Raw genomic sequence first — 26,006 nt, forward strand, 5'->3', positions numbered from 1 at the left:
CCGAAGTTGCGGCTGAGCTCCACCACGATCAGACGCGGGTCGGCCGCCGCGAGATCGACGAGCGCCTCGCGGGTCCCGTCGGTCGAGCCGTCGTCCACCACCACGAGCTCGACCTGCTCCGCGTCGAGCGCCGCGAACGTCCGCGACACGAACGCCCGGACCGAGTCGACCTCGTTGTACATCGGAGCGACGACGCTCACGAGCGTCCCTCGTTCGCGTTCGGCGCCGGTCACCCGGGCGATCGTAGTGCCCCGGGTAGGGTGAGGACCCGTGAGCCCCGTCGCACCTGAGGCCTGCGTCGCCTGCGGCAGCGCCGGGCTCGTCCCGCATCTGCGGGTCGCGAGCGAGGTCGACCTGGCCGGACTGACGCCCACGACGAGCCGGTACGGGACGGCGCTGGCCGACATCGTGCGCTGCCGCGCGTGCGGTCACGGGCAGCTCTCGCCCATGCCGCCGGCCGCGACGCTCGAGACCGCCTACGCGGACGCCGCCGGCGACGACTACCTCCAGGAGGCCGCCGGACAGCGGGCGACCGCCGCCCGGTCCCTGGCGCTCATCGAGCGTCACGCGGCCCGGCACGAGCGTCTGCTCGATCTGGGCTGCTGGGTCGGCTTCCTGCTGGCGGAGGCGCGCGCTCGCGGCTGGAGCGCGACGGGGGTGGAGCCGAGCGCCTTCGCCTCGGCGTACGCGCGCGACGTGATGGGCCTCGACGTCCGGACGGCGGACCTGCTGCGCGCCGAGGTGCCGACCGACCACTTCGACGCGGTCGTCCTCGGAGACGTCATCGAGCACCTCCCGCGCCCCGGCGAGGCCCTGGATCGCGTGGCCGGGCTGCTGCGCGAGGGCGGCGTGGCGTGGCTGGCGCTCCCCGACGCCGGCAGTGCCGTCGCTCGTGCCCTGGGACGCCGCTGGTGGTCCGTGCTGCCCACCCACGTCCAGTACTTCACCCGGACGTCGATCCGCACCCTGCTGCGCACGCACGGGTGGGAGGTCCTCGACGTGCGGACCGCGCCGAAGGCGTTCACGGCGCGCTACTACCTGCAGCGGCTCGAGGGCTACTCGCCGCTGGCGTCCCGGGCCGCGGTCGGTCTCGCCGAGCGGGCCGGGCTGGCCCGGCGCGTCCTGGCCCCGGACTTCCGCGACCGGATGCAGGTCGTGGCGCGGCCACGGTGAGGCGCGCGCTCGCGGGCGGGCCGTTCGCGGTGGCGAAGCCGGCTCAGCGACGTGGGCGGCGCGGCGGAACGGTCACGGTCGCCGGGGCTGTCACATCCATCCGGCGACCGCCCTTGATCGCGAGGTGCACGCGTCCGGTGCCGCCGATGCGCAACCGGTCCCCGTCGCGGGAGAACGTGACGAGCTCCTCCGGCGGGCGCGCGAAGACGAACCGCGTGTCCCAGAGCCGCCCGGTCTGCTGCACGGTCCGCGCCGCCCAGCGGGACGGGGCCTCGGGGACCTCCTCGAAGAGACCCCAGCTGATCGCGGACCGCAGCGCGTCTCGCCAGTACGGCCAGTCGTGGATCCCCGCGACGGGCTCGTAGTGGACGTCGGCGCCCGTCGCGCGAGCCGCGCGCACGAAGTCCTCGGCCTGCTGACGCAGTTCGATCTCGGCGAGGGCGCCGAACCAGTTGCCCAGCTCCGCGGGCCGTGACGGGTCCGCCGTGCCGTCCCCCACGCGTACGAACAGGCGCGTGTCCCGCAGGTTCGGCAGCTGCGCCGTCGGGTTGTGCCCCTGCCAGTAGAAGGCGGCGTCGCCCGGGTCCCCGTAGACGTCGTCGTGCGCCTCTCCCTGGGTGTCGAAGGCCGTCGGCCATTCGGGACGCTCGATCGAGATCGCGCCGGAGAACGAGGCGGCTGAACCGAAGTACCCAGGCCGCTGCGCGGCGTAGTGGAGCGCCCCGAGGCCACCCATCGACAGGCCGGCGATCGCGTGGTCGCGCCGCCGCCCGGACACCCGGTAGCGCCGCTCGATCAGCGGGATCAGCTCGTCGAGGTGGTAGCGCTCCCAGGCCCGGCCGTCGCGGCCACGCTTCCCACCCTCCCACCAGTCGGCGTACCACCCGCGCGCCGCCTCGGGCATCACGACGATCGCGTTCAGGCCGGCCGCCGTCTCGGCGAGATCCCCCTGTCGCGGGCTGACCCACGAGTCGTAGGCGTCGCCGTGACCGTGCAGCAGGTACAGCACCGGGAAACGCCGGCGACCGTCGTACCCGGCGGGCAGCCACACGTTGGCTCGCAGCCGCCCCTCGCGTGGCTCGGCGCCCGCCGGGAGGTTGAAGGCGGCCTTCGCGGGGTCGACGAACCTGCTCGGCGTGTCGATGGTCTCCACCCGGGCGGCGGCGGACGCCACCGGCGACGCGCACGCGGCGACGAGCAGAGTGAGCAGGACCGTCCGGAGCAGGCGCATCGCACCGGAGTATTGCGTGGACCGGGCGGTCCGTACCTGGCATCACCGGGCCGCCGCCGTGGGCAGCGTCAGCTCCGCGGCGGCTCGAGTCCGAACGGGACCGGCCGCGCGCCGCCGCGGCGCGCGAGGCGCTCGGCCATCGCCGCGCGACGACGGCGCGCGGCGGGCAGCAGGCGCCAGGCCTGCAGGTAGCCGGCCAGCAGGTGCCGCTCGCGGAGCACCGCGAACCCGAGGGCGAGGATCTCGTAGAGCACCAGACGGGGAAGGTCACGCACCAGGTCCCCGGGGTCGTCGTTCTTGACGATCATGAGGAGCCGGTTGCGGAACTGCAGCGTGCGATGCTCGGGCGGCAGCTCGGCCCGCGTGGTGGGCGAGTAGAACCGCACGTGCCACGCGATCGCCGCCGGCTCGTAGGTGCAGGACCAGCCCAGGCGCTGCGCGCGCCACGCCAGATCGGCGTCGCTGGCCCACAGCTCCATGTCCTCGTCGAGCACCTCGGCGCCCACCGCGCAGTCCTCGAGCACCTCACGGCGGTACAGGACGCAGGCGCCGTCGCCGCCGAACGCCGGGCCGCGCCGCCCGCGAGACGCCACGGGCCGACCGTGCGCGACGAGGCTGTTCTTGCGCCGGCGGTCGAACGTCATCCCCGCGGCGTCCAGGACGTCGAGGCGATCGGCCTCCGCCATGCCGCTGGCGCGGACCAGGCGGGGAGCGACCGACCCGACCCCGTCCCGCTCGAGCTGGGGCCGCGCGGCGTCGAGGAACCCCGCGTCCAGCACGCAGTCGGCGTTCAGCAGCAGCACCGCGTCCCCGTTGGTCGCCGCGAGCCCGGCGTTGATGGCGGCGGCGTAGCTGCGGCGCTGCGGCAGGCCGATCACCCGCGCCCCGTGGCGCTCGGCGACCGCACGGGTCCCGTCGACGCACGCGTTGTCGATCACCACCACCTCCGCGTCCGGCTGGGCGACCGCGGCGGGGAGGCAGTCCTCCAGCAGCGACGCCTCGTCGACGCTGAGGACGAGGATGGTGCACGTCCCGCTCATGCCGCGAGCACCTCGCGGTACACGGCGACCGTCTCGCGTGCGGTGCGCTCCCACGAGTACGCCCCGGCGACGGCCCGTCCCGCCGCCGCCAGATCGTCACGACGATCGAGTGCCTGCAGGATCGCGGCGGCGATCGCGTCGGTGTCCAGCGGGTCGAAGAGGACCGCGGCCCCGCCGGCCGTCTCCGGCAGCGCGGTCGCGTCCGCGCACGCCACCGGGATGCCGCGGGTCATCGCCTCGGCGATCACGAGTCCGAACCCCTCGTACAGCGACGGATGGACCAGCGCCGCGGCGCCCCGCAGCAGGGCGTCGAGCCGGCCGTCCGCGAGGTAGCCGCTGAACTCGACGTCCGCGAACGCCGCCGAGCTCGCCGCCGGACCCGGCTCACCCACACCGGCGAGCACCAGCCGGTGGGTCAGGCCCTCCTGCTCGCGCAGCGCCTGCCACGCCTCCGCGAGCCGCGTCAGGTTCTTCTTCCCGCGGATGTCGCCGATCGCCAGGAGGTAGGGACGTCCGTCATCGGGAAGGCCGGCCGCCGCGAGCCCGGCGGGGCCGTCGCCGACCGGCAGCGACGGGGCGTTGGGGATCACGCGGATGCGCGCCGGGTCGATCCCGTACCGGGTCGCCACGTCCTCGGCGGTCCACGTGCTCACGCAGATGACCGCCTCGGCGGAGCGCGCCGCGCGGGGCGTCACCCAGCGGTACTTCATCCCGGTGCGGCGGGAGAAGTCCTCCGGATGCGACTCGAACGCGAGGTCGTGGATCGTGACGACCCCCGCGCACGGACGGCGGAGCGGCAGGAAGCAGTTGGGCGCGTGCACGAGGGCCGCGCCGGCCCGTCCGGCGATGCGCGGCAGTCCGACCTGCTCGAAGACCACCTCGGGCGCGCGAGCCGCGAGCACCCCGGCGTCGGGGTCGTGGGCATCGCGCACGACGCGCAACGTCAGGTCGTCGCCGAGCGCGTCCGGCAGATGCTCCACGAGGCCGAGAACATGGCGTCCCCATCCCCGCAACGGTGCTGCGAACGCGTCCCGCGCGTCGACGACGACGATGCTCATCCGTCAAGAAGCCTACGATGGACCCGATGAAGGGGGACATGTCACCTTCGACGTTGTGTCAAGCCGGGAGGTTCTCTACCCTCTTGCGCGGTAGGGGGCAAACCCGGGCAGGGAGGAACCCGAGGTGACGACTGTCATCGACGACGTTGTAGTGCACGACCTACAGGTGCCGACCGCCCCGCTACCGGGGCCCGTACCGCGTTCCACGATCTTCGAGATCCCGGTCGACCTCGGCGAGCCCGCCGACCTGCTCCGGCGCATCACGGGCTGGGTCGGCGACGGCCAGGGACCACGCCAGGTCATGTACGTGAACGCGCACGTGCTGAACCAGTCCCACGCCATCCCGGAGCTGCGGACCGCGCTCGAGAACGCGGACCTCGTGTACTGCGACGGCTACGGCGTCCGCCTGGCCGCCAAGGCGATGGACGCGGCGATCCCTCACCGCATGACCGGCGCCGACTGGATCTGGGGGCTGGCGTCGCTCTGCGAGTCGGCCGGGCAGTCCGTCTACCTGCTGGGATCCGAGCCGGGGGTCGCGGCGGAAGCCACCCGCCGCCTGCACCGCTGGTACCCGTCGCTGCGCATCGTCGGCACCCACCACGGCTACTTCGACCCCGACTCCCCGCACGACGAGCGGGTGGTCGAGCACATCAACGCCTGCCGCCCGGACATCGTGCTGGTCGGGATGGGCTCCCCCAAGCAGGAGCTGTGGGTGCAGCACAACGCCCACCGCCTGGACACCGACGTCGTCTGGACCGTGGGCGCCCTGTTCGACTACGTGTCGGGACGCGTGCCGCGCGCTCCGGGCTGGTTGGCCGACAATGGCCTCGAATGGATCTTCCGACTGGCGATCGAGCCGCAGCGGATGTGGCGCCGGTACCTGCTGGGCAACCCGCAGTTCGTGGGCCGCGTGATGGCGCAGGCCCGAGCTCGTCACGCCCACAGTTGAGCGCGCCCGAGGGCGAGGGGTCACCGCGGCGCTGGGTCTCCCCGGCGCTGGCCGTCCTCGCCGCGCTCGGGGCGCTGAACCTCGCGGACTCCGCCGGGGTCGTCGGCCGAGGAGCGGTTCCCGATCTGGCGCGCGCGGGGCTCGCCGCCGTCGTGCTGTTCACGGTGTGCGGCTTCGGCGTGACGCGGCTGCTCCTGCCGGCCGGGCTGCGGGAGCGCGAGTGGCTCTGGATGATGCCGGTCGGCGCCTGCTCGTGCGCGCTCGTGATGACGGTGCTCGGGTTCGCGTACGTGCCGTACGAGCTCAACCTCGCGGTGACGCTCGCCGCCGGGGTGGGCGTCGGCGTCGTGGCACTCCGTCGCCGCCCGGGCGGCGTCCTGGGCGTGGGCGGGCGCGCCGGGGTCCGCCGGGCCGGCTGGCCGATGTACGTGGCGCTGCTCCTGTGCGCCGTGGCGCTCATCCCGCTGTTCCGTGCCGGCTTCGCGACCGTCGGTGGCCAGGGCCAGGACGCGCACCTGGCCGTCGGGTCCGCGATGTTCCTGCAGCACCACCACCCCACGAGCGAGGCGATCGAGGAACCGGTCGACCGGATGCCGCTCGTGTGGCGCTCCAAGCAGCCCATCTACTACGCGCTCGGAGCCGTCGCCACGCTCTCGGGGCTCGAGGTCTACCAGACGATCTCCACCCTGGCCGCCGTCCTGCTGGGGTTGAGCGCGCTCGGCTTCTACCTCCTGGCCCGCGAGGTGCTGGGCGCGCCGAGGTGGGTGGGGCTGGTCGCGATGGGACTGGTCGGGCTGGACCGCATGGTCCTCCACACGGTCATGCACCCCTACTTCAATCAGACGTGGGGGTTCTTCGCGATGCCCTTCGCGTTCGTCCTGGCGTGGTGGGCGGTCAAGGAACGCACCCGGGGCGGCATGGCGCTGCTCGCGGTCTTCACCGCCGTGCTCGCGTTCGCCTACCCCTTGGCGCTCCCGATCCCGCTGATCCCGATCGTCGTGCTGCTGTGGCCGGAGCGCCGACGCGTACGGCCATGGCTGCGGGCGAGGTGGAACGGCCCGCGGTCCCTGCTGTGGATGGTGCCTGCGGCCTTCGTGGCGCTGGTGCCGATCCGGGGTGTCGTCGAGAAGGGCGCGAGCGCCTACAACGTCGTGTTCAACCCGACCCGGACCCTGCGCAACTGGGGTGGCGACCTGACCGGGTACTTCCCCGAGCCGTGGTTCGTGGGGATCGCCGAGTGGTGGCTCTTCATCGCTCTGCTCCCGGTGCTCGGCTACGGCGTCTGGCTGGCGGTGCGCACCCTGCCGCGCGGGCTGCGCAACGGCCTGCTCGGGGTGATCGCGTTCGCGATCGTCTTCGGGATCTGGTTCCGGATCCGCGAGTTCGGGTTCTACTTCCACTTCAAGACGCTCGCGTTCATCGCGCCGATCGCGCTCACCCTGGCGATCGTCGGCCTCGCGAAGATCACGCGGCCGCGGTGGGCGGGACCGGTCGCCGCGACGGTGCTGCTGCTCAGCGCGTTCGGGTCCGCCAACGACGAGCTCTCCCGGACCTTCGACCAGCTGCCCAAGCACGTCCTCGCGCTGCGCTCGATCGACGCGGCGCTGCCGCCCGGCGCCTCGGTCCGGCTGGACATCGACCCGCAGGAGCAGAACTGGGTGGCGTTCATGCTGCACGGGCAGCCGCTGTGCTCGCAGCTCCCGCTGCTCGAGACCTCCTATCCGCACGTGCGGATCTCCCGGCGCGCCGACTTCATCCTCACCAAGAACGACGCCCCGCGACCGGCGGACGCGACCGGCCGGCCGGTGCGGCAGCTGCAGGCGTTCACGCTGTGGCGCCAGCGCCCGGGCGTGCCGGGGCGGGAGAACTGCTCGCAGAAGATGGTGCAGACCATCGAGCGCGTGACCACGTAGCGGGCGGGGGCGGACCTTCGGCCCGCGGCGCCCGGGCGGCGTAGGGTGTCACCCGTGTACGTCGCCGTCGGCCAGCTCACGATCGACCGCCTCCCCGACGGCCGCCGCCGGGCGGGCGGCACCGTGCTGTTCGGAGGGCTGGCGGCCGACCTCCGGGGCCAGGACGCGCACATCGTCACCGCAGCGGCGCCGGACGTCGAAGCGCTGCTGCCCGACCTGCCGAACCTGACGATCGCCCGAGCCGACACCCCGACGACGACCGAGTTCGTCAACCGCGGAACGGACCGTGAACGGGTGCAGGAGCTCCGCGACTGGGCCGGGATGGTGCCGGTCGGCCAGGTGCAGCCGCGCACCACCGTGCTGCACCTCGGACCGGTGGCGCGCGAGCTCGACCCCGGGTGGATCGCGGAAGCGCCCGCGGAGACCGTCGTCGTGCTCACCCCGCAGGGACTCGTCCGGGAGTGGCCCCACGCGACCGGCGGGCCCGTCACCCACCGGCTGCTCGACCCGGCCTGGTCGACGGCGATCGACCGCCCGGTCGTCGTGATCCTCGGCGCCGGCGAGCTCGCCTGGGTCGGCGAACTGGGCGAACGTGCCGTCGCCGCGGGCGGCGCCCTGATCGTCACCGACGGACACCGGCCCATCACGGTGCGGACCCGGGGAAGCGCCGTGGAGGTCACCCCGCGGGTCGTCGACCTCGCCGACGACACCGGCGCCGGTGACGTGTTCGCCGCCGCGGTCGGGCTCGCGCTCGCGGAAGGGCTCGCCCCGCGCGACGCGGTCGCCGAGGCAGCGCTGGCCGTCGGCGACCTGCTGCCCCGCATCCAGGCGCTGCTGCCGACGGCCTGAGGCGCGCGGTCCCGGGCCGCCCGCGCCGCGGCCGGGCACCGGTGTGGCGCTCGCCCTGTGGTCGCGCACCGAGCTGGCAGAGGACAGCGTGATCGCGGACCCGGGTGGCTGGGGGGGGCGTCACCCTCGCGTACGACGTCGGATCTCCGGAGGAGGTCGACGCGACGCTCGCCGAGGCCGCCTCCGCCGGGGCGACGGTCGCACGGCCCGGGGCACCCACGCCATGGGGCGGGTACTCGGGCGTCTTCCACGACCCGGACGGCCACCCGTGGGAGGTCGCTCACAACCCGTTCTGGACGCTGGCCCCGGGCGGTTCCGTGACGATCTGAGGCCCGCCACCGGCACCAGGCGGGCCCCGGAACGCCCTCAGGCGTCCCGCAGCTGCTCCGCCGCGTCGCTCAGCAGCGTGTCCACCGCGTCGCTGCGGCCGCACGCATGCAGGGCCAGCGCCAGTGACCCGATCACCGGCGGGGTCTCGATCCGCTGGATCTGCGCATTCGGCAGCCGCCGCGCGACGCCGGCCCGGAAGCCGTCGACGAGCGCACCGCCCGCCTTCCACGTCGATCCCGTCAGCCCGACGGGGAGCGATCCCCCCGCGTCGAGGTCCAGTGCATCGGCGATCGCCTGCACGTGCGCAGCGAGGTCCTCCCCGGCGGTCCGCAGCAGTGCGGTCGCGACCGGGTCGCCGTCGTCGGCCGCGCGACTGACCAGCGGCGCCAGGGCCGCCACCGCCGTCTTGCCGGCCCCCTCCGCGTACAGGCGCATGACCGCGGCTCCAGCGTCGGGCACGCCGAGCTCCCGCGCGAGCAGGTCTCCGAGGGCGGTGGCCGGAGCCCGACCGTCGAACGCGCGGATCGCCGCCCCGACCATCTCGGCACCGAGCCAGTGCCCGGAACCCTCGTCGCCGAACACATGACCCCATCCACCGACCCGGCGCGCGCGATGCTGCGCGTCGACGCCCAGGGAGTTCGAGCCGGTCCCGCTGATCACGGCGATCCCCGGCTTCCCACCCGCCACGGTCGCCCAGGCCGCGACCACGTCGTTGACGAACAGCGCCGCGGGTAGGACGCCGGCCACCGCGGCACCGATGGTCCCGGCATCGGTCCCGGCGCCCGCGATGACCACGCCGCGGGTGTCGTCGCGATCCCCGGTCGCCTCGCGGACCGCCTCCACCATCGCGGCCAGCGCGTCCTGCATCGGGATCGCGTCCGGGTTGGCGGGGCCGGCGCGGCCGGTCGTCACGACCCCGCTGGCGAGGTCCAGAGCAGCGGCGAGGGTCTTCGTCCCCCCGGCGTCCACGCCGACGACGAGGCCCTCCCGAGGGCCGTCCGCGTCGCGGCGCGCGAGCTCCGTGGGCAGGACGATCTCGACGGCCATCCCGACAACCTACCCTTGTGCCATGGCCGCATCACGCCCAGTCCCGACCGTGGGTGGCCCGGCGCACATCCGCCGGTTGAACGACAGCGAACCGGTGACCGTGGTCGCCGTCCGCGGCCCGCTCGTCACCGTGGAGCACGCCGACGGGCGCCAGTCGACCTTCGAGCTGCACCGCGGCAAGGGCCACTTCTACCTCGAGGGCGCAGGCTCCACGGGTCCGCGCCTGGTGCTCTGAGGCCCGGGGCCTCACACCCCGACCGCGTCCCGGCGACCGCCGGCCCGCTCGCGGGGCCGCCACCCTCGTCAGCGACGGGCCGCGGCGGTCCGCTCCACCGCCGCCCGCAGCGCCGCGGCGGTGTGCTCGCGATCGAACGCGCCGACGCGACGGCGACCACGCTCGCGCAGCGCACCCCGCAGCTCCGCGTCCTTGACCACCAGGCCGACCAGCTCGGCGACGACGGCCAGGTCGCGGTCCTCCACCAGTAGCCCCGCGTCGCCCGCGACCTCGGGGATCCCGCCGACCGGCCGCGCCACGACGGGCGTCCCGAGATGGAAGGCCTCGAGCAGCGGGATGCAGAACCCCTCGTGCTCGGACAGGCAGACGAAGACGTCCGCGCGGCGGTAGCGATCGGCGAGCTCGGCCGTGCTCAGCGACGACTCGATCGTCACCGCGCCGGGAGCGAGCTGCGCCGCGAGCCCCTCCAGCGCCTGGCGATAGTGCGGGTTCAGCGGTTCGCCGACGAGCCGCAGCCGGGCTCCGGGGAGCCGGTGGCCACGCAGGAGCGCGACCAGGCGGATGAGCTCGTCCTGGCGCTTGTGGGGCGCCAGCCGGCCGACGAACAGCAGCTCGGGGTTCTCGCCGGGGCCGTCCGACGCCCGCGAGCCCGCGGGTCCGAGCGCCGCCGGGTCGAACAGGATGGGGATGACGACGTCGCTGCCGAGCTCGGCGGCGTTGTAGCCGCTGACCCCGGCGACCACGTCGGCCCGCGCGGCGTACTCGGGCAGCTGCGCCCGGCCGAGCTGGCAGTGGATCGCCACCGTGGGCTCGTAGTCCCAGAACCAGCGCGCCGGGGTGACGTTGTGCGAAAGCAGCATCGTGCGGTGGGGCAGGTCCAGCACCCGCCGCAGCCGCGGGGCGTAGGCCGAGTAGTGCACGAGCAGGATCGGATCGTCCTCCAGCTCGCCGCCGTCGAGGGCTCGCAGCGGGCGGACCTCGCTCGCGATCCGCGGGTCGATGTGGCCGGCGAAGATGTCCCCGCCCCACCCCCAGGACCGGAAGAGGTCCCGGAACACGCGCGCCTGGGTGGTGACCGCGTCGTGCGGGCCGGCGCCGCTGAGCACCTGGTGGACGATCACGGCTGGACCGGCCCGCCCGGCTCGCCGGGCGGCACCGGCACGTCCGGGCCGCGCCGCGCCCGCAGCACCGCGTTCTCGTCCTCCAGCGTCCTGACGCGGTCCTCCAGCTCGGCCAGGTGCACGAGCAGATGCAGGTTGAACCGCGACTGCTGGGACGTGAGCTCGTTGAAGTGCTGTTGCAGCCCCCGGAGCAGGAGGCGCTTCAGCCAGGTGATCGGCGCACCCAGGCGCCGGGTCGAGCGCATGAGCGTCTCGTCGGGCTCGATGACCGCCCACTCCATCAGGGTCTCGGTGGACACCCGGTCGGTCGGCTCGATCGTGAACCCGGCGAGGTCCTCGGCGTAGGCGCCCCGCGCCCGCGCGGCCGCCGCGGCGGCACGAGCCGCCTCCAGCGCGTCCTGCGGCCTCATGTCGGTGTGCCCATCATGCGGTGGTAGAAGCCCATCCCCTCGCGGCATTCGCCGTCGAAGGCGACCTTCCCGCCGTCGAGCACGACGACCCGCTCGCACGTGCGCTCCACCAGTGCCGCGTCGTGGCTCACCAGCACGAGCGTCGCCCCGGCGGCGACCTGCTCGGCGATCCGCGCCTCGCACTTGCGCTGGAAGGCCTCGTCGCCGACCGCGAGCACCTCGTCGATCAGCAGCACGTCGGCGTCGAGATGCGCCGCGATCGCGAACCCGAGCCGCACGAACATGCCGGAGGAATACGTCTTGACCGGGACGTCGATGAAGTCCCCGAGCTCGCTGAACGCGACGATGGCGTCCAGGCGCGCCTCGATCTGCTCGCGGTTCAGGCCGTGCAGCGCGCCGCCCAGCAGGATGTTCTCGCGGCCGCTGAAGTCCCGCCCGAAGCCGGCTCCGAGCTCGAGCAGCGAGACGACCTGGCCGCCCAGCCGCACCGACCCGCTGTCCAGCGGCACGATCCCGGCCAGCACCTTGAGCGTCGAGGATTTCCCGGCCCCGTTGCGCCCGACGACCCCGACCGTCTCGCCGGGGGTGATCCGCAGCGTCACGCCGTCGAGCGCCTGGATGGCGCCCGGCCCGTGCGAGCCGGCGCCCCGGCGCAGCAGCAGCTCCTTGAGCGTCCCACCGCGGTCGGCGCGGACGCTGAACGCCCGGGAAGCGTTCTCGAGCCGGATCTCGCCGGGCGCCAGCACGCCCGCGCGCTCCATCGACCCGACGCTCACACGATCACCGCCAGCTCGCGCTGCATCGCGCGGAACAGGACCCGGCCACCGAGCACGGCCACGACGGCCGCGACCGCGACGTAGAGCAGCGTCGCCCCGCTGGGCACCGCGCCGTCGTAGAGGATGCTGCGCACGGACTCGATGAACGGGGCGACCGGGTTCAGCCACTGCATCGCGAAGCGCGCGCCCTCCTTCTGCGTGATGTCGGCGGGCTCGAAGAAGATCGGCGACAGGAAGAACCAGGGCAGCAGGACCGCGCTCAGGATCGGCGCCACGTCCCGGAAGAACGCGTGGAGGACGCTGACCGCCAGGGCCAGCCCGAGCACGAACGCGTAGAGGGCGACCAGCACCGGGGGCAGCAGCAGGAGCGCGGGCGCGAGGGTGCCGCGCACGCCGAGCGTCACGATCGCCACGAGCCCCAGGACGATGGTGAACGTGACCATCTGCACGGTCACGACCGCGCCGGGGATCGTCTCCCGGGGGAAGGGCGCCTTGCGGATCAACGCCCCCTGGTCCAGGAGCGAGGGCGCCGCCCCCAGCAGGGCCTGGCTGAAGAACGTCCACACGACCAGGCCGACCATGAGGAACAGCGGGTAGTCGTCGTGCTGGGCGAGCGTGAAGACGACCCCGAACATCAGGTAGTACGCCCCCATGAGGACCAGCGGGTTGACGAGGTACCAGGCGACCCCCAGCACGCTGCCCTGATACTTCTGGCGCAGCTCACGTCGGACCATCTGCTCGAACAGGTAGCGGTAGCGCAGGAGCTCCCCCATGTGCCCCGATTCTCCCACTGATCCCTCCGACGGCACCGCCCGGCGTGCCGCGGCCCGTCGGGCGGCCGCGCTCGTCGAGCCCGGCATGACGCTCGGACTGGGCTCCGGGCGGGCCGTCCTGGCGACCATCGAGGCGCTGAGGAGCCACCTGGGGGACGCGATCACGACCGTCACCGCGGTGTGCGCGTCGCCCGGGACCGAGCGCGCCGCGGAGCAGGCCGGCATCGCCCCGGTGCCGCTGACCGCGTCCACCGACCTGGCGCTGGTGATCGACGGCGCCGACGAGCTCACGACCGGTCTGGACCTGCTCAAGGGCGGCGGGGGAGCGCTGCTGCGGGAGCGCCTGGTGATCACCGCCGCGCGCCGGTTCGTCGTCGTCGTCGAGGCGCCCAAGCTCGTGGCCCGCCTCGGTGAGACGCGACGTCTGCCGATCGAGGTCGTGCGCTTCGGCACCCAGGCGACCGCCCGCAGGCTGTCGCTGCTCGTCGGCGACCCGCGCCTGCGGCTCGAGGACGACGGCAATCCGTGGATCACCGACGAGGGACACCTCCTGCTCGACGCCGAGATCCCGGCGGACGCCTCGCTCGCGCTCCTGCACACGCAGCTGCTGACGACGCCCGGCGTCGTGGATCACGGCCTGTTCCTGGGACTCGCGGACGAGGCCCTCGTCGGCCGCGACGACGGCACGGTGACCAGCCTGGTCGCCGGTCGAAGCTGAGACCAGCACGAGACACCCCGCGCGTTCGGCAGGCGTACCGTGCGCCCATGCCGCGTTCGCGCTCGTCGAGGACCCTGCTCGTCCTCCTGCTCGCCGTCCTGCTCGCCCCGCCCGCAGCCGCCCCGGCGGCGATCCCCTCGGCCCCGTCCACCTGGTACCACCTGCCGGGGCTCAACGCCGCGTCCGGGGCCCAGTGGGTGCGCTCGATCACCTACAGCACCGACATCAGCAAGGTCTACGCCGGGCTGGAGGGTGGCGGGGTCTTCCGCAGCACCAACGGCGGCATCAGCTGGAGCGCGTTCAACGCGGGCTTCCCGAACCCGGCCACGACGAACGTGCGGGCGCTGCTGACCTCCGGCGTCGACACCGTCTTCGCGGGGACCGACACCGGGATCTGGAAGTCGACGAACGGCGGCTCCTGGCAGCCGCTGGCACAGGGCCCCGAGGACGATCCGGCCAACCCCAAGAAGCTGAACGGCTCGGTGCAGTCCCTCGCCAGCTTCCCGGGGAACGTCATGCTCGCCGGCGTCATCGGGAGCGCGTACGGGTCCGGCGTGTACAAGAGCACCGACGGCGGCGCCACCTGGAAGCCGCCCGTGCCCGGGAACGGCATGGCGGCCGGCCAGGCCGTCTACAGCATCGTCGGGCATCCGGCGGGCGCGCCGTCGTTCGTGCTGGCCGCCTCCAGCGACGGGGTCTGGCGCTCCACCGACATGGGGTCCACGTGGTCGCTGACCAGCGACGGCATCCCCGGCAGCGCCTCCCCGATCCAGGTCTGGGTGGACTCCTCCAAGCCGAACCTGCTCTACGTCTCGACCGCGTCCGACGGGATCTACCGCTCGGTGAACGGCGGGCTGACCTGGGCGGCGATCAACGACGGACTCGGCGCGGTGCGGGCCCGTGGGTTCCAGATCTTCACCCAGGCGCAGGGCGCGCACCTGTACGCCGCGACGGAGAACGCCCTGTGGCACGCGGTGCAGACCCACGAGAACCCGCCGGCCGGCTTCCTGCCCAAGGCGCCGAAGTGGTCGCAGGTGACGAAGAACGGCCTGGCGACCGCGCAGGCGACCAACGAGATCATGTGGTCGCTCACGGCCCCGGTGATCCCGGGCAACGGGGCCCTGGGCCTGATCGCGGGAACCCAGTCCGACGGCGGGTTCTTCCTGTCCTTCGCCCCGCCCTCAACGACCTGCCCGAACAGCACGCCGGCCACGTCGAACGCCAGCAACAGCGCCTGCCCGTCGGTCAACGACCCGACCCCGACGCCGGGGGACGTGCTGAACGTGTTCGATCGCGGGACGTGGACCGGCACCCCGGTCCTGGAGTACGCCTACCAGTGGCAGCGCTGCACGAGCACCGCCGAGAACACGTGCTCCGACATGGACGGCGAGGACGAGCTCACCTACGTCGTCAAGGAGTCCGACACCGGGAAGTCCTTCCGGGCGATCGTCACGGTGACCAATCCGGCCCCGACGTTCTCGCTGTTCCGCAGGCGCACCACGGTCACCTCGGCGACCGCGGCGGCGCCGGCGACCATGCCCGGGTACAACCAGACGAACATCCCGGCGATCAGCCCGCCCGGGAGCATCGCCGTGGGCACGACGCTGACCGCGTTCGGGACGCTGCCCAGCGGTGACGGGTACTTCAACCCGGCCGCGACCACCCGCACCTGGGAGTGGTTGCGGTGCACGTCCTCGACCGACGAGTCGACGTGCACGAAGATCGCCGGGGCGGGCGGGGCGGAGCCGGGCGGCAAGAGCTACACGCTCAAGACCGCGGACGGCACGGCGTACATGCGCGTCCGGGTCAAGGGCACGGCGAACGGGCTGAGCAACGAGCTGCTCTCGGCCGCCACCAACCCGGTCATCTCCGAGCCCGCCACGGCCACCAAGGCCCCATCGATCTTCGGCGACCCCTACCCGGGGGAGACGCTCGGCAGCTCGGTCGGCGCCTGGAAGGACCCGTCGACCGGCTTCGTGCGGCGATGGCTGCAGTGCGACGCCGACGGGACCGCGTGCACGCAGATCACGAAGGTGGCGACCACCGACTCGGAGGACGGCCCGACCTACGTGGTGCGTGACGGAGATCTCGGGAGGGCGATCCGCCTGCGGGTCATCGCCGACGTGAACGGCGACAGCGACAACGAGCAGGACAACTTCCTGCCGCACGCCGTCGAGGTGGAGACCCCGGCGCTGCAGATCGTCCCGCGTCCCGCTCCGCCCGGCGGCGGCACGCCGGGTGGCGGCACACCGGGCGGGGGCCTGCCCGGGGGCGGCACGCCGGGTGGGAGCCTGCCCGGGGGCGGCCTGCCCGGGGGCGGCGTCGGCGGCACCGGGAGCACCCCGCTGCCCGACCTCGTCCGGCCGGTCCTGAGCGCGGCGAAGCTCAGCCGTACGCGGTTCGCGCTGGGCAAGGGCAGGACCGCGGCGACGGCGCGGACGGGCCGGGGCACGACCTTCCGCTTCCGCCTCTCCGAGCCGGCCACCGTGACGATCCGCATCACCAAGCCGTCCGCGGGGCGCAAGGTCGGGAAGACCTGCAGAGCCGCGACGAGGAAACTCCGGCGCAAGCCGCGCTGCACCTACCAGCGGCCGATGATGCTCCTGACCCGCCGGGCGCTCGCGGCCGGCGCCCGCAGCGTGCCGTTCACCGGCCGGGTCGGCAAGAAGGCGCTGCGGCCGGGCCGCTACCGGGCGACGCTCGTCGCCCGCGACGCCGCCGGCAACACCTCGACGTCCAGAAGGCTCGCGTTCCGGGTGGTGCGGCGGTAGCCGCCGTCGGTCACGGGCTCGGCGTCGCGTCCGCCGCCGTCGAGCGCGCGACCGACCCGGCGCGCAAGGCCTCGGCGAAGGCCCGGTACGCGGGCTTCGGATCCAGCCCCCGGTCCAGCAGGGTGGCCTCGCCGGCCCCGGGCTGGCTGGCGGGGATCCACGAGAACCGGTCCGTGAACCCCCAGACCGTGATGCCGGCACAGCGCGGCACCCGCAGGCACGCGCGGGCGACCTGCGCGTAGATGTCGGCCTGGGCCTTGCGGGCGGCGTCGTCGGCGGGCACCTCGAGCGCGACGTCGAGTTCGGTGATGCGCACGTCGAGCCCGAGGTCGGCGAACCGCCGCAGGTTCGCCTCGAACCCCTTCGGCACGCCGTCGAGGTTGAAGTGGGCCTGGAAGCCGACGCCGTCCAGCGGCACCCCGTCGGCCACCAGGGCCTTGACACGGCGGTAGAACTCGTCGCTCTTGCGTGACAGGCCGTCGGCCGCGATCTCGTTCCAGTAGAGCTCGGCGTCCGGGTCGGCCTCACGGGCCCACCTCAGCGCCTTGGGCGCGAGATCCTCGCCGAGGACGTCCGACCACAACGACGTTCGCAGGCCCTTCCCCGAGTCGGCGGTGAGCTCGTTGAGCACGTCCCACTCCGCGACCCGTCCGCGGTAGCGCCCCATCACGGTGCGGATGTGGTCGCGTAGCACGCGGCCCAGGGCCTCCGCCGACCATTCGCGCCCGGTCAGCCAGCGCGGGAGCTGGTTGTGCCACACCAGCGTGTGCCCGCGGACGAGCTGATCGTTGGCCCGGGCGAACCGCACCAGGGCATCCGCGTCCGTCCAGCGCAGCCGCCCACGTACCGGCTCGATCGCGTCCCACTTCATCGCGTTCTCCGGCGTGACCGTCGAGAACTCGCGGGCCAGCTCCGCGCGGTAGCCGGGGTAGTCGCGGAGGGCGGGTCCCCGCACCGCGGTACCGACGTCGATCCGCGCGTCGGCGGCGAGCCGCCGCAACGGGACGTCGCCGTTGGGCTCCCCACCAACGCTCGTCTCGCGGATCACGACGGCGAACAGCAGCGCGACGCACAGCGCCGCCCCGAGGAACAGGACGGTGAGGACCCGTCGGCGCGTCAAGCGGTGGCGTCTCCGCTAGAAGGCGCCGCGCCGCGAGAGGACGGCGGGGATCGTCTTGACCAGGATCGTCAGGTCGAGGAAGACCGACCAGCGCTCGAGGTACAGGAAGTCGAGGCGGACGAGATCGTCGAAGTCCAGGTCCGACCGTCCGGACACCTGCCACAGCCCGGTCACGCCGGGAAGGACGAGGTAGCGCTTGCGGTGCCAGTCCTCGAGCCGGTCGAAGTCGCGCTGCGGCAGCGGGCGGGGTCCCACCAGCGACATGTCGCCCTTGATGACGTTGGCGAGCTGCGGGAGCTCGTCGAAGCTGAAGCGGCGCAGGAGCTTCCCGATCGGCGTGATCCTCGGGTCGTCCCGGATCTTGAAGATCGCCCCGTCGGCCTCGTTGGCGTCCTCGAGCTCCGGCTGGATCTCGTCGGCGTTGCGGTACATGGTCCGGAACTTGAAGCACGAGAACGGCACGCCGCCGATCCCCGGCCGGATCGAGCGGTAGATGATCGGCCCGCGCGAGGTGAGGCGCACCGCGAGCGCCGCGGCCAGCAGCAGCGGGGAGAGGACGATCAGGACCAGCGAGGCCACGATCAGGTCGAAGGCGCGCTTGACGGCGAAGTCGATCCCCTCGAACACCGGCGGCTTGAGCTCGAACAGCGGCACCGACTGCCCGGGCACGAACTCCGCCCGGTGGATGAGGATCTCCATCGTGGACGGGGCGACCCGGACGCGCACGCCGCGCTGGTGGCAGCGGTCCACGAGATCGACCGCCTGCTGCTGGGGGAAGTCGGGGTCGGCGATGATGACCTCGTCGACGCCGCCGCGCGCGAGCACGTCGCTGAGGTCCTCGATCGAGCCGAGGGACCGCAGGCCGTTGTCGGGCCGCGGCGTGAGCGAGATGAACCCGACGAGATGGATGCCGCCGGCGTCACCGGCCTCGAGCGCGTGGGCGACCTGCTCGATGTGCTCCCCGGTCCCGACGAGCACCGCCCGGCGGGTGTACCCGGCGGCCGCGAGCAGCACGCCCGTCAGTCGCTCGTACACGAAGCGCAGGGTGCTGACGTAGGCGATGGCGAACGCCAGCGACCCGTAGAAGATGTAGTAGCTGGAGAACGTCTCACCGCTGATGACGGCGAAGACCAGCGCCAGCGCGGCGACCTGGAACAGGGAGGCGACGATCCGCGTCAACCCCGGCCGTACCGACCGGTGCGCGTACATGTCGGACTTCGCGAACAGCAGCGCCGTGACGAGGTAGGCGAACGTGGCGTAGTGCTGCGCCTGCTCGGCGACGACGGAGAACTCGAAGGCGTCCCGCGCGGCGTACTTGATCGACAGCGCGGTGAAGATCGCCGCGAAGACGCCGACCAGGTCGAGCGCCAGCAGGCTGATGATGCGGACCAGGCGACGGGCCGTGTCCCAGCGCAGGAGGAACCGCAGGGCAGGCGGGCGCTTGGCGCGGACATCTCGGTCGGGGAGCATGGGTACGGGGGCGGGGAGGTCGACGTGAGCCGCCACAGTCGTGGTCGGCTGCTCCTCCCTCACCGTGTCCGTAGCACTGTCCATGCGCATCTCCCTACCCGTAACGGTTGAGACTCGCAGATGTCGCGCCGTTGCGCATCGCCGCCGGACCCGGCCGACGCCGCCGCGAACGGGTCGACAGGACCTTCGAGAACGGTACCCGCACTACCGGCGGTGACCGATGAGCGCGTCGCGGCCGGCCTGCTCCAGGGTGCGCGTGAGGCCGTCGCGCAGCGTCACGGTCGGCTGCCATCCGAGCAGCTCCTTGGCGCGTGTGATGTCGGGGCGGCGCTGCTTGGGGTCGTCGGTCGGGAGCGCCTCGAACACGATCTCGGACTTGGAGCCGGTCACGTCCACGACCGTCTGGGCGAGCTCCAGCAGCGTGAACTCGTCGGGGTTGCCGATGTTGACCGGGAAGTGCTCCCCGCTCTCGGCGAGCTTGATCATGCCGTCGATCAGATCGCTGACGAAGCAGAACGACCGGGTCTGGCTGCCGTCGCCGAAGACGGTGATCGGCAGATCCTGCAACGCCTGACGCATGAACGTCGGGATGGCGCGCCCGTCGTGCGCGCGCCGTAGGTGTTGAAGATCCGCATGATCGCCGTGTCCACGCCCTGCTGCTTGTGGTAGGCCATCGTGAGGGCCTCGGCGTAGCGCTTGGCCTCGTCGTAGACGCCACGCGGCCCGATCGGGTTCACGTGACCCCAGTAGGACTCCTCCTGCGGGTGCACCTGCGGGTCGCCGTAGACCTCGGAGGTCGACGCGATGAGGAACCGGGCCCGGTGCTTCTTGGCGAGCCCCAGCGAGTGGTGCGTGCCGTGGGACCCGACCTTCAGGGTGTGCAACGGCAGACGCAGGTAGTCGATCGGGGACGCGGGCGAGGCGAGGTGGTACACGAAGTCGACGGGCTCATCGATCTCGTACGGCTCGATGATGTCGACGTTGAGGTACCGGAAGGCGTCGGAGCGGATGTGGGCGATGTTCGCGAGCGAGCCCGTCTCCAGGTTGTCCACGCAGATGACGCGGTGTCCACGACGAAGGAGCTCGTCGGTGAGGTGCGATCCGAGAAAACCGGCTCCGCCGGTGACAAGACAGGTGGCCATAGACCGGGAGAGGCTACTTGGCGCGGCGACGCGCCGACGTGAGCGTGGACTTCGGGACGATCTCGATCACGCGGTAGGAACGGCGGTCGATCCGCTCGAGGAACCCGTCGGCCGCGAGGCGCTTCAGGACCACCGGGCACTTCTTGCACCGCGGACCGTCCTTGCAGCACCGCTTCTTGGCGGTGATCCTGGCTCCGGGTGTGCGGGTCTTCGCCATGGTCGCTCGACCAATCACCGACCAAGGCAGTCGGGATTGCTTCGGGCAGCCTAACACGCAGGCGTCCGGCCGCGCACTAAGGTGACGGCATGCCCGCCGCCCCCTTCGTCGACAAGCTCAACGAGCAGATCGCCTACGAGTTCTCCGCGTCGCAGCAGTACATCGCGATCGCGGTGCACTACGACGTCGAGACCCTGCCCCGCCTGGCCGCGTTCTTCTACGCCCAGGCGGTCGAGGAGCGCAACCACGCGATGATGATGGTGCAGTACCTGGTGGACTCGGACTCCACCGTCGAGATCCCCGCCGTCGCTGCGCCCAAGAACGACTTCACCGACATCGTCGAGCCGGTCCAGCTCGCGCTCGACCAGGAGAAGCGCGTCACCGACCAGATCAACGCGCTGGCCGCGGCGGCCCGCGAGCACGGCGACTATGCCAGCGAGCAGTTCATGCAGTGGTTCATCAAGGAGCAGGTCGAGGAGGTCGCCTCGATGAACGAGCTGCTCGCCATCGTGCGTCGCTCCGCACAGGACCCGCTGCGCGCCGAGGAGTGGCTCGCCCGGGAGCGGTCGGCCGGCGGCGACGGCACCGACCCGACCGCGCCCGCGGCCGCGGGCGGCGCCCTCTAACCCCGAACCGCCCTCACTCGCGGGCGCCGGCGCCGGTGCGCTGCGCGAACCCGCGGATCGCCTCGCCGACGCGATCGTTGTAGTGGTCGGCGAAGACCGTCGCGACGAGCTCCCCGCGCGACGAGACGCCGACCTTCTCGAAGATCGCCTTGACGTGGTCGCGGACCGTGTGGGGCGAGAGGTACAGCGTGTCCGCGATCTCGGCCGTCTTCGCGCCGCGCGTGATCATGTGCATCACCTCGGTCTCGCGCGGCGTGAGCCCGTAGGCCTGCACGATGAGCGGAGCGACCTCCGAGGCGCGCGCCGGCTCGATCACGACCGCGACGTGCCCGTCCGTCCCACTCAGCACCGCGCCGTGCAGCAGGAGCCACGTGCCCGCCGTCGTCCGGACCCGCATGCTCGGCGCGGTCTCACCGGCCGCGTGCCTCGCCCGCGCGACCACGCTGACCGGGAAGATCTCGTAGGGGAGCCCGTTGCGCAGGTGGTACTCGTGGCCGTTGCCGAGCTCCCTGAGCCACTGCTCGGCCTCCTGGGTGGACGACAGGACGCGGTCCTCGGCGTCCAGCACGAGCATCCCCGGCGAGCGGCCGGACTCCAGCCCCGCCCCGGTCGAGGTGATGGCTCGCCGCAGGCCCCGCGCGATCGTCGGCGCCGCCGCGTCGACGAACGCGACCTCCTCCGCGCTGAACTGCGGCTCACCGACCCCACGGCTCAGCTGCCCCATGCCCCACATCGTGCCGTCGATGCTGAACGCGACCCGCAGCTCGGCGTCGTAGTCCACGAGGTCGCGGAACGCCCGCCAGCGCGCGCTCCGCGAGGGCTTGCCGCCCGTCGCCGTGTGCAGATCGACGGCATGGCGGGGTCCGTGATGGATGTCCCAGAACTGGTTGAAGTCCGGGACGTTGAACTCGTAGTCCCAGAACGGCACGCACGAGGTCTTGGGCATCGTGGCGAGCGCCACCCCCATGCACAGACCCGTCTCGGGATCGGCGCCGGAGATGAACTTCCCGTCCGAAGGGACCACGCGCTCGATGCGCTCGGACGCCTCCTCGAGGAAGACCTGTGGGGTCAGATCCTCGTGGGTCAGTCGCTCGATCGCGTCCAGTGTCGCGGCGGCTCCGCTCAACGTTCCGTGCACGGCTCGGTCCTCGTTCTGTCCCCGGTGCTCCGACGGCTGGAGGTGGCGTGTGCCGCACCGGACGGCGTCTCACCATGAAGGGGTCCTTCAGCCCTGAGCGGAGAGTAGAACGGCGAGCGCCAACCCGCCACCCCTCAATTGAGGGATGGCGGATCGTGGCGACACCGGGGTGGGAACTCAGCGGCGGCGCAGCGTCTTGGTCAGCCGCAGACGGTGCTCGCTCTTCGCCCCGGTCGGGCGGTGTCCCACCTGGACGCTGAGCCGGGGCGCACGGGACGCGGCGAGCGTCCGACGCGCCTTCGCCGAGAGCCGCACGCGCAGCGTCTGGGCCCTGGAGCCCTTGACCGAGCGCGTCACGGTGGCGAGGAGCCGCGAGCCGAGGCGCACCTTGACCACGACGCGGCCGGCCGAGCGCGGGGTGACCTTGACCGCGATCCCGCTGCGCAGCGCGCTGCGGACGGTCGTCGTCGTGATCCGGGCCGCGATCGGGCGCTTCCCGGTCGTGGGGTTCGGCTGGCCGGGCTTGGGCTCGCCCGGCCTGGGCTCGCCCGGCTTCGGCTGGCCCGGCTGCCCCGGCTCACCGGGCTTCGGCTGCCCCGGCGTCACGCCGGACCCCGGCGGCACGTCCGCCGGACCCCAGTCCGGCTGCGAGCCACCCGCGACCAGGACACGCCCGGAGGGCGATGCGCCGGTGGTCGTGCAGCCACCCGCGAACGACGGGACGTCGACCACCTTGATCCCCTCGGCGTCGGCCCAGAGGAGCTTCGTCCCGTCGGGACTGAACGACGGCGTCCCGAAGGTCCCGCCGGCCGCGTCGCCGTAGCGGTAGCAGACCGCCGGACGCGTCGACGGGTCCGCTTCGCCGTCCTTGAACGTCCGCGGCACGCCGTTGATCGCGTAGAGCGTCAGGGTCTTGTCGTTCTCCCCGGTCACGAACGCCAGCTTGCGCTCGTCACGCGTGACGTCCCCGCCGCTGACGTGCGGGTTGCCCTCGACCGCGTCCGAGAACCAGTTCTGGGCCATGAACGTCTTGCCGCGGTTCCCCGGCATGTCGACGACCACGTCGGCGTTGGGGAGGTGCGTGGGGTTGCTGAGCAGGGTCGTCCCGTTGTCGACCCACGCCGGGTGCCGCCAGCCGCTGTGCTTGTGGAAGCCCGGCTCGTCCCAGCTCGTCTGCCGGTCGGCGTGCGAGTACCCGGTGCCACCCTCGTTGATCGCCACCAGGCACGTCGGCGGGTAGCAGTTCGGGTTCTGGGTCTGGGTCATGTAGTAGTAGGTGTAGGCCACCTTCGTGCCGTCCGGCGAGATCGCCGGCTCGAAGGGCCCGTAGAACACGCGGCTCCCTGGTGGCCTCGTGTCGCTGACCGGCGTGTCGAAGTCGGCCAGGACGCGACCGTCACGAGCAAGGCGGTGCAGACGCACGCCGTGCAGCGCGATCATCGTGCCGTCGTCGGCCTGCGACACGTCGGAGTAGCCGCCGTTCGCGGTGACGCGGTACTGCCGTGCGCCGTCGGAGGTCGACAGGTAGACGTCGCCGTCCTTGACGTAGGCGATGGAGTCGGCCTGGGCCGCGGCGGGACCCGCGGCGGCGCCGACGAGCGTCGCGAGCACGAGCGCGCGGCGCAGGATGTGGTTCCGTCGTCTCATCGTGATGCCTTTCGTTTCTCGACCCGCTTGAACGACACGGTCCAGCGGATGTCGGTGTTGGTGGTGGTGTCGGGGAGGCGCTGCAGACGCTTGCCGCGCGCCACGACGATCGACTTCCCGTAGCGGAAGAGGTCCCTGTGGGGCAGGCGCTGCCCGATCCGGGTCCCCTTCCCGTCGTGGGTCAGGAGGTACGGGGCCTGCGGCGCCCCTCCCGGGCAGTTGTTGAACGGGTCGTACCCGTCCCCTCCGCTCAGGACGATCCGCTCACGGGCTCCGTAGAAGTAGGCGAGCTCGACCGTGGAGCTGGCCGTCTTCGTCCCGCAGTCCGGGGGCGGTGACGGGATGGCGATGTCCCCGTCCCCGGAGCCGCACGGCTCGCCCTCGCCGGTGTGGATCTGCCCACTCCGCCTCGCGGTCCCGCGGAGCACGAGCTCCGCGGCGCCGTGAGGGCCGACGAGCTCGACGCGCTTGCCGGTCCAGAAGGCGGTCACCCGCAGCGTCTTGGACCGGAACCGGAAGGTCTCCGACCCGGACCCGTGCATGTCCACGTCGCACGGACCGTCCGCCACGTGGTGCTTCTGCCAGGTCGTCGTCTGCCGGCCCTCGACCTGGACGTCGAAGGTCGCCATGCGCACGCGGGCGTCGGCCGGCCCGGGCGCCGCGAGCGCCACGGGCACGGCCACCGCCGTCGCCAGGACTGTGGTGACGACGCGCCTCATGGGACGTCGATCCGGTGGCTGGCGACGAACATCTCGCTCGGGTCCCAGACGGCGCGAGCCTCCTGGAGGCGCGCGAAGGTCCGCGCGTCGAACGCCGAGGCCATCGAGCCCCCGCGCTCCGCGAAGTTCGCGTAGACGCCTCCGGTCGACCACGGGCGCATTGCGGCGACGATCTCCACGAGACGCTCGTCGATCGCCCGGCCGTGCTCCGGGGACATCGGCATGCCGATCACGAACAACGCGAACTCCCCGTCGAGCTTGGCGCGCGCCCCGGCGCCGGGCGCCTCACGCCCGACCGCGCCGCCGAGCTGACGCAGCTCGATGAACAGCAGCGGCGAGATCTCCTGCGGCCGCGCGGCGTCCAGCAGGACGTCGATGCCGGCCTCGTCGAGGCTCTCGATGAGCGCCGTGTCCCCCAAGCCGGGGACCGGCTCCGGCGGATCCATGTGCAGCTGCAGCAGCCCGGCCGGACTCATGGTGTCCCACGTGTCCATGACGGGGGTACCGACGCCGCGGAACGCCCCGAGCATCCCGGCCGCCGCAGGCCCATCGGCCAGCACGGCGCCGTCGATGACGACGAGCGGCGTGTCGCGCAGCGGATCCGGGATCTCGGGGAGGTCGGGAAGGCGCAGGAGACGCCAGGAGGTCGTGACGGCCTCGGGGGCGGTGCGCGACCAGGCGACCCAGGCGGCGAGGACCTCGCGGGCCTGGTCGGCCGGCCACACGGTCATGCCCGCGAACACCTCGGTGATCGGGAACAGATCGATCTCGATCGCGGTGACCACGCCGAAGTTGCCGCCGCCGCCGCGAAGGGCCCAGAACAGCTCGGCGTGGTGCTGGGCGTCCACCCGCAGCAGGCGGCCACCGGCCGTCGCGAGCTCGATCGAGCGGATGTTGTTCGCGAGCAGGCCCTTCGAGCGAGCCAGCCAGCTCAGCCCGCCGCCGAGCGCGTAGCCCGTGACCCCCACGTCGTGGGAGGACCCGGAGAGCGCCGCCAGGCCGTACGGCGTCACGGCGTCGACGACGTCCTGCCACACCGCGCCGGCGCCCACACGGGCGATGCGGGCGTCCGGATCGACGGTGACCCCGCCGATGTCGGTGCGCAGCAGGATGGCGTCGCTCATGTCGGGCAGCGCGCTGGCGAGATGCCCGGTGCCCTGCGGCACGACGCGCAGATCGAACGCGCGCGCGAGATCGAGCGCGGAGAGCACCTCGGCGGCGTCGTGCGCGACGACGACGGCGGCGGGCCGCTGGTCGGCGGTGAGGTTCCACGCCGTACGCGCCTCGTCGTAGGCGGCGTGGTGGGGCAGGATCGCGTCGGGCAGGACGCGGGCCGTGGACCTGGGTTCAAGGACTGAGGAGAGGGACATGAGGTACCCGCTTCTGTCGGGGTGGGCAAGGTGACGCCATCCAGGGTGGCGAGGAGGGCCCGTCTTTCCCATCCCGCGCGGAAGGGGTCTTCCTCTCGCGGCGGCCCACGCATTCGAGGGGGGTCGATGCCCACCGCGACCCCCTCAGGTGTGGGGGTCCGTG

At 72.8% G+C, this 26,006-nt stretch carries 25 protein-coding genes and 1 pseudogene; 9 read left to right on the forward strand and 17 right to left on the reverse strand.

Annotation, left to right across the window (positions count from 1 at the left end; genetic code table 11):
* On the reverse strand, positions 1-233 hold a 233-nt coding region (locus tag ABYE80_RS01100; RefSeq protein WP_372788000.1), incomplete at its 3' end, for a glycosyltransferase.
* Positions 234-270: 37 nt separating this feature from the next.
* Here ABYE80_RS01100 and ABYE80_RS01105 point away from each other — a divergent pair.
* Positions 271-1,173, forward strand: coding sequence for a class I SAM-dependent methyltransferase (locus tag ABYE80_RS01105; RefSeq protein ID WP_372788001.1), 903 nt, complete (start codon positions 271-273; stop codon positions 1,171-1,173).
* Positions 1,174-1,216: 43 nt separating this feature from the next.
* Here the strand turns inward: ABYE80_RS01105 and ABYE80_RS01110 are convergent, their stop codons facing one another.
* The 3 genes from ABYE80_RS01110 to ABYE80_RS01120 form a co-directional block, all read right to left on the reverse strand.
* Positions 1,217-2,404, reverse strand: a complete 1,188-nt coding sequence (locus ABYE80_RS01110) for an alpha/beta hydrolase (RefSeq protein WP_372788002.1) — start codon at positions 2,402-2,404, stop codon at positions 1,217-1,219.
* A gap of 68 nt (positions 2,405-2,472) precedes the next feature.
* Positions 2,473-3,444: a glycosyltransferase family 2 protein gene (locus ABYE80_RS01115; protein ID WP_372788003.1), complete on the reverse strand. Its 972-nt coding sequence runs from the start codon at positions 3,442-3,444 to the stop codon at positions 2,473-2,475.
* Entirely contained in the window at positions 3,441-4,502 is a 1,062-nt protein-coding gene (locus tag ABYE80_RS01120) for a glycosyltransferase family 4 protein (protein WP_372788005.1), read from the reverse strand. The genes ABYE80_RS01115 and ABYE80_RS01120 overlap by 4 nt, the downstream gene beginning before the upstream one ends.
* A 124-nt stretch (positions 4,503-4,626) precedes the next feature.
* On the opposite strand from ABYE80_RS01120, the gene ABYE80_RS01125 reads away from it, so the two are divergent.
* From ABYE80_RS01125 to ABYE80_RS01140, 4 genes are all read left to right on the forward strand, one after another.
* The gene (locus ABYE80_RS01125; protein ID WP_372788007.1) at positions 4,627-5,451 is read left to right on the forward strand and encodes a WecB/TagA/CpsF family glycosyltransferase; all 825 of its coding nucleotides are present in this window, start codon (positions 4,627-4,629) and stop codon (positions 5,449-5,451) included.
* Positions 5,448-7,364 (forward strand): hypothetical protein, encoded by a 1,917-nt coding sequence (locus ABYE80_RS01130; RefSeq protein ID WP_372788009.1) that lies wholly within the window; start codon positions 5,448-5,450, stop codon positions 7,362-7,364. Before ABYE80_RS01125 ends, ABYE80_RS01130 begins: the two co-directional genes overlap by 4 nt.
* Before the next feature lie 54 nt (positions 7,365-7,418).
* On the forward strand, positions 7,419-8,213 hold the full coding sequence (locus ABYE80_RS01135; RefSeq protein ID WP_372788010.1) for a PfkB family carbohydrate kinase: 795 nt from the start codon (positions 7,419-7,421) through the stop codon (positions 8,211-8,213).
* A gap of 104 nt (positions 8,214-8,317) precedes the next feature.
* Positions 8,318-8,542 (forward strand): VOC family protein, encoded by a 225-nt coding sequence (locus ABYE80_RS01140; RefSeq protein WP_372788012.1) that lies wholly within the window; start codon positions 8,318-8,320, stop codon positions 8,540-8,542.
* A 37-nt stretch (positions 8,543-8,579) separates the two neighbouring features.
* Here the strand turns inward: ABYE80_RS01140 and ABYE80_RS01145 are convergent, their stop codons facing one another.
* The gene (locus ABYE80_RS01145) at positions 8,580-9,590 is read right to left on the reverse strand and encodes an N-acetylglucosamine kinase (protein WP_372788013.1); all 1,011 of its coding nucleotides are present in this window, start codon (positions 9,588-9,590) and stop codon (positions 8,580-8,582) included.
* Between the two features lie 22 nt (positions 9,591-9,612).
* On the opposite strand from ABYE80_RS01145, the gene ABYE80_RS01150 reads away from it, so the two are divergent.
* On the forward strand, positions 9,613-9,825 hold the full coding sequence (locus ABYE80_RS01150) for a hypothetical protein (RefSeq protein WP_372788014.1): 213 nt from the start codon (positions 9,613-9,615) through the stop codon (positions 9,823-9,825).
* Positions 9,826-9,893: 68 nt separating this feature from the next.
* Here the strand turns inward: ABYE80_RS01150 and ABYE80_RS01155 are convergent, their stop codons facing one another.
* From ABYE80_RS01155 to ABYE80_RS01170, 4 genes are read right to left on the reverse strand one after another with little or no spacing between them, the layout of a single operon-like run.
* Positions 9,894-10,946: a glycosyltransferase family 4 protein gene (locus ABYE80_RS01155; RefSeq protein ID WP_372788016.1), complete on the reverse strand. Its 1,053-nt coding sequence runs from the start codon at positions 10,944-10,946 to the stop codon at positions 9,894-9,896.
* Positions 10,943-11,356, reverse strand: coding sequence for a hypothetical protein (locus ABYE80_RS01160; protein WP_372788017.1), 414 nt, complete (start codon positions 11,354-11,356; stop codon positions 10,943-10,945). Before ABYE80_RS01160 ends, ABYE80_RS01155 begins: the two co-directional genes overlap by 4 nt.
* The gene (locus ABYE80_RS01165) at positions 11,353-12,132 is read right to left on the reverse strand and encodes an ABC transporter ATP-binding protein (protein WP_372788018.1); all 780 of its coding nucleotides are present in this window, start codon (positions 12,130-12,132) and stop codon (positions 11,353-11,355) included. The genes ABYE80_RS01160 and ABYE80_RS01165 overlap by 4 nt, the downstream gene beginning before the upstream one ends.
* A complete protein-coding gene (locus tag ABYE80_RS01170; RefSeq protein ID WP_372788019.1) occupies positions 12,129-12,905 on the reverse strand; it encodes an ABC transporter permease in 777 nt (258 codons plus the stop codon). Before ABYE80_RS01170 ends, ABYE80_RS01165 begins: the two co-directional genes overlap by 4 nt.
* Between ABYE80_RS01170 and rpiA the strand changes: the two genes are divergently transcribed.
* Both rpiA and ABYE80_RS01180 read left to right on the forward strand, forming a co-directional pair.
* Positions 12,904-13,623, forward strand: a complete 720-nt coding sequence (rpiA, locus tag ABYE80_RS01175; RefSeq protein ID WP_372788020.1) for a ribose 5-phosphate isomerase A — start codon at positions 12,904-12,906, stop codon at positions 13,621-13,623. The two genes, ABYE80_RS01170 and rpiA, sit on opposite strands and share 2 nt — an antisense overlap.
* A gap of 47 nt (positions 13,624-13,670) precedes the next feature.
* Positions 13,671-16,394 (forward strand): WD40/YVTN/BNR-like repeat-containing protein, encoded by a 2,724-nt coding sequence (locus ABYE80_RS01180; protein WP_372788021.1) that lies wholly within the window; start codon positions 13,671-13,673, stop codon positions 16,392-16,394.
* Positions 16,395-16,404: 10 nt separating this feature from the next.
* Here ABYE80_RS01180 and ABYE80_RS01185 read toward each other — a convergent pair whose 3' ends face one another.
* The 4 genes and pseudogenes from ABYE80_RS01185 to ABYE80_RS01200 all read right to left on the reverse strand — a co-directional run bounded on the left by ABYE80_RS01185 (position 16,405) and on the right by ABYE80_RS01200 (position 20,343).
* Positions 16,405-17,514 carry an endo-1,4-beta-xylanase gene (locus ABYE80_RS01185; RefSeq protein ID WP_372788022.1) on the reverse strand — a complete coding sequence of 370 codons (1,110 nt, stop codon included), beginning with the start codon at positions 17,512-17,514 and terminating at the stop codon, positions 16,405-16,407.
* Positions 17,515-17,529: 15 nt separating this feature from the next.
* Positions 17,530-18,984, reverse strand: coding sequence for a sugar transferase (locus ABYE80_RS01190; RefSeq protein ID WP_372788024.1), 1,455 nt, complete (start codon positions 18,982-18,984; stop codon positions 17,530-17,532).
* Positions 18,985-19,188: 204 nt separating this feature from the next.
* Positions 19,189-20,126 (reverse strand): annotated as a pseudogene (locus ABYE80_RS01195) (UDP-glucuronic acid decarboxylase family protein).
* Between the two features lie 13 nt (positions 20,127-20,139).
* Positions 20,140-20,343, reverse strand: coding sequence for a hypothetical protein (locus tag ABYE80_RS01200; RefSeq protein ID WP_372788026.1), 204 nt, complete (start codon positions 20,341-20,343; stop codon positions 20,140-20,142).
* A gap of 89 nt (positions 20,344-20,432) precedes the next feature.
* Between ABYE80_RS01200 and ABYE80_RS01205 the strand changes: the two genes are divergently transcribed.
* Positions 20,433-20,969: a ferritin gene (locus ABYE80_RS01205; protein ID WP_372788027.1), complete on the forward strand. Its 537-nt coding sequence runs from the start codon at positions 20,433-20,435 to the stop codon at positions 20,967-20,969.
* A gap of 13 nt (positions 20,970-20,982) precedes the next feature.
* Here ABYE80_RS01205 and ABYE80_RS01210 read toward each other — a convergent pair whose 3' ends face one another.
* The 4 genes from ABYE80_RS01210 to ABYE80_RS01225 all read right to left on the reverse strand — a co-directional run bounded on the left by ABYE80_RS01210 (position 20,983) and on the right by ABYE80_RS01225 (position 25,843).
* Positions 20,983-22,107, reverse strand: a complete 1,125-nt coding sequence (locus tag ABYE80_RS01210; RefSeq protein WP_372788028.1) for a response regulator transcription factor — start codon at positions 22,105-22,107, stop codon at positions 20,983-20,985.
* Between the two features lie 177 nt (positions 22,108-22,284).
* A complete protein-coding gene (locus ABYE80_RS01215) occupies positions 22,285-23,754 on the reverse strand; it encodes a hypothetical protein (RefSeq protein WP_372788030.1) in 1,470 nt (489 codons plus the stop codon).
* Positions 23,751-24,473, reverse strand: a complete 723-nt coding sequence (locus ABYE80_RS01220) for a hypothetical protein (protein ID WP_372788032.1) — start codon at positions 24,471-24,473, stop codon at positions 23,751-23,753. Before ABYE80_RS01220 ends, ABYE80_RS01215 begins: the two co-directional genes overlap by 4 nt.
* Positions 24,470-25,843: an FAD-binding oxidoreductase gene (locus ABYE80_RS01225; protein WP_372788033.1), complete on the reverse strand. Its 1,374-nt coding sequence runs from the start codon at positions 25,841-25,843 to the stop codon at positions 24,470-24,472. The genes ABYE80_RS01220 and ABYE80_RS01225 overlap by 4 nt, the downstream gene beginning before the upstream one ends.
* Positions 25,844-26,006 lie beyond the last annotated feature (163 nt).

Origin of the sequence: Paraconexibacter sp., from assembly GCF_041602235.1 — a bacterium.
Lineage (GTDB): Bacteria > Actinomycetota > Thermoleophilia > Solirubrobacterales > Solirubrobacteraceae > Paraconexibacter.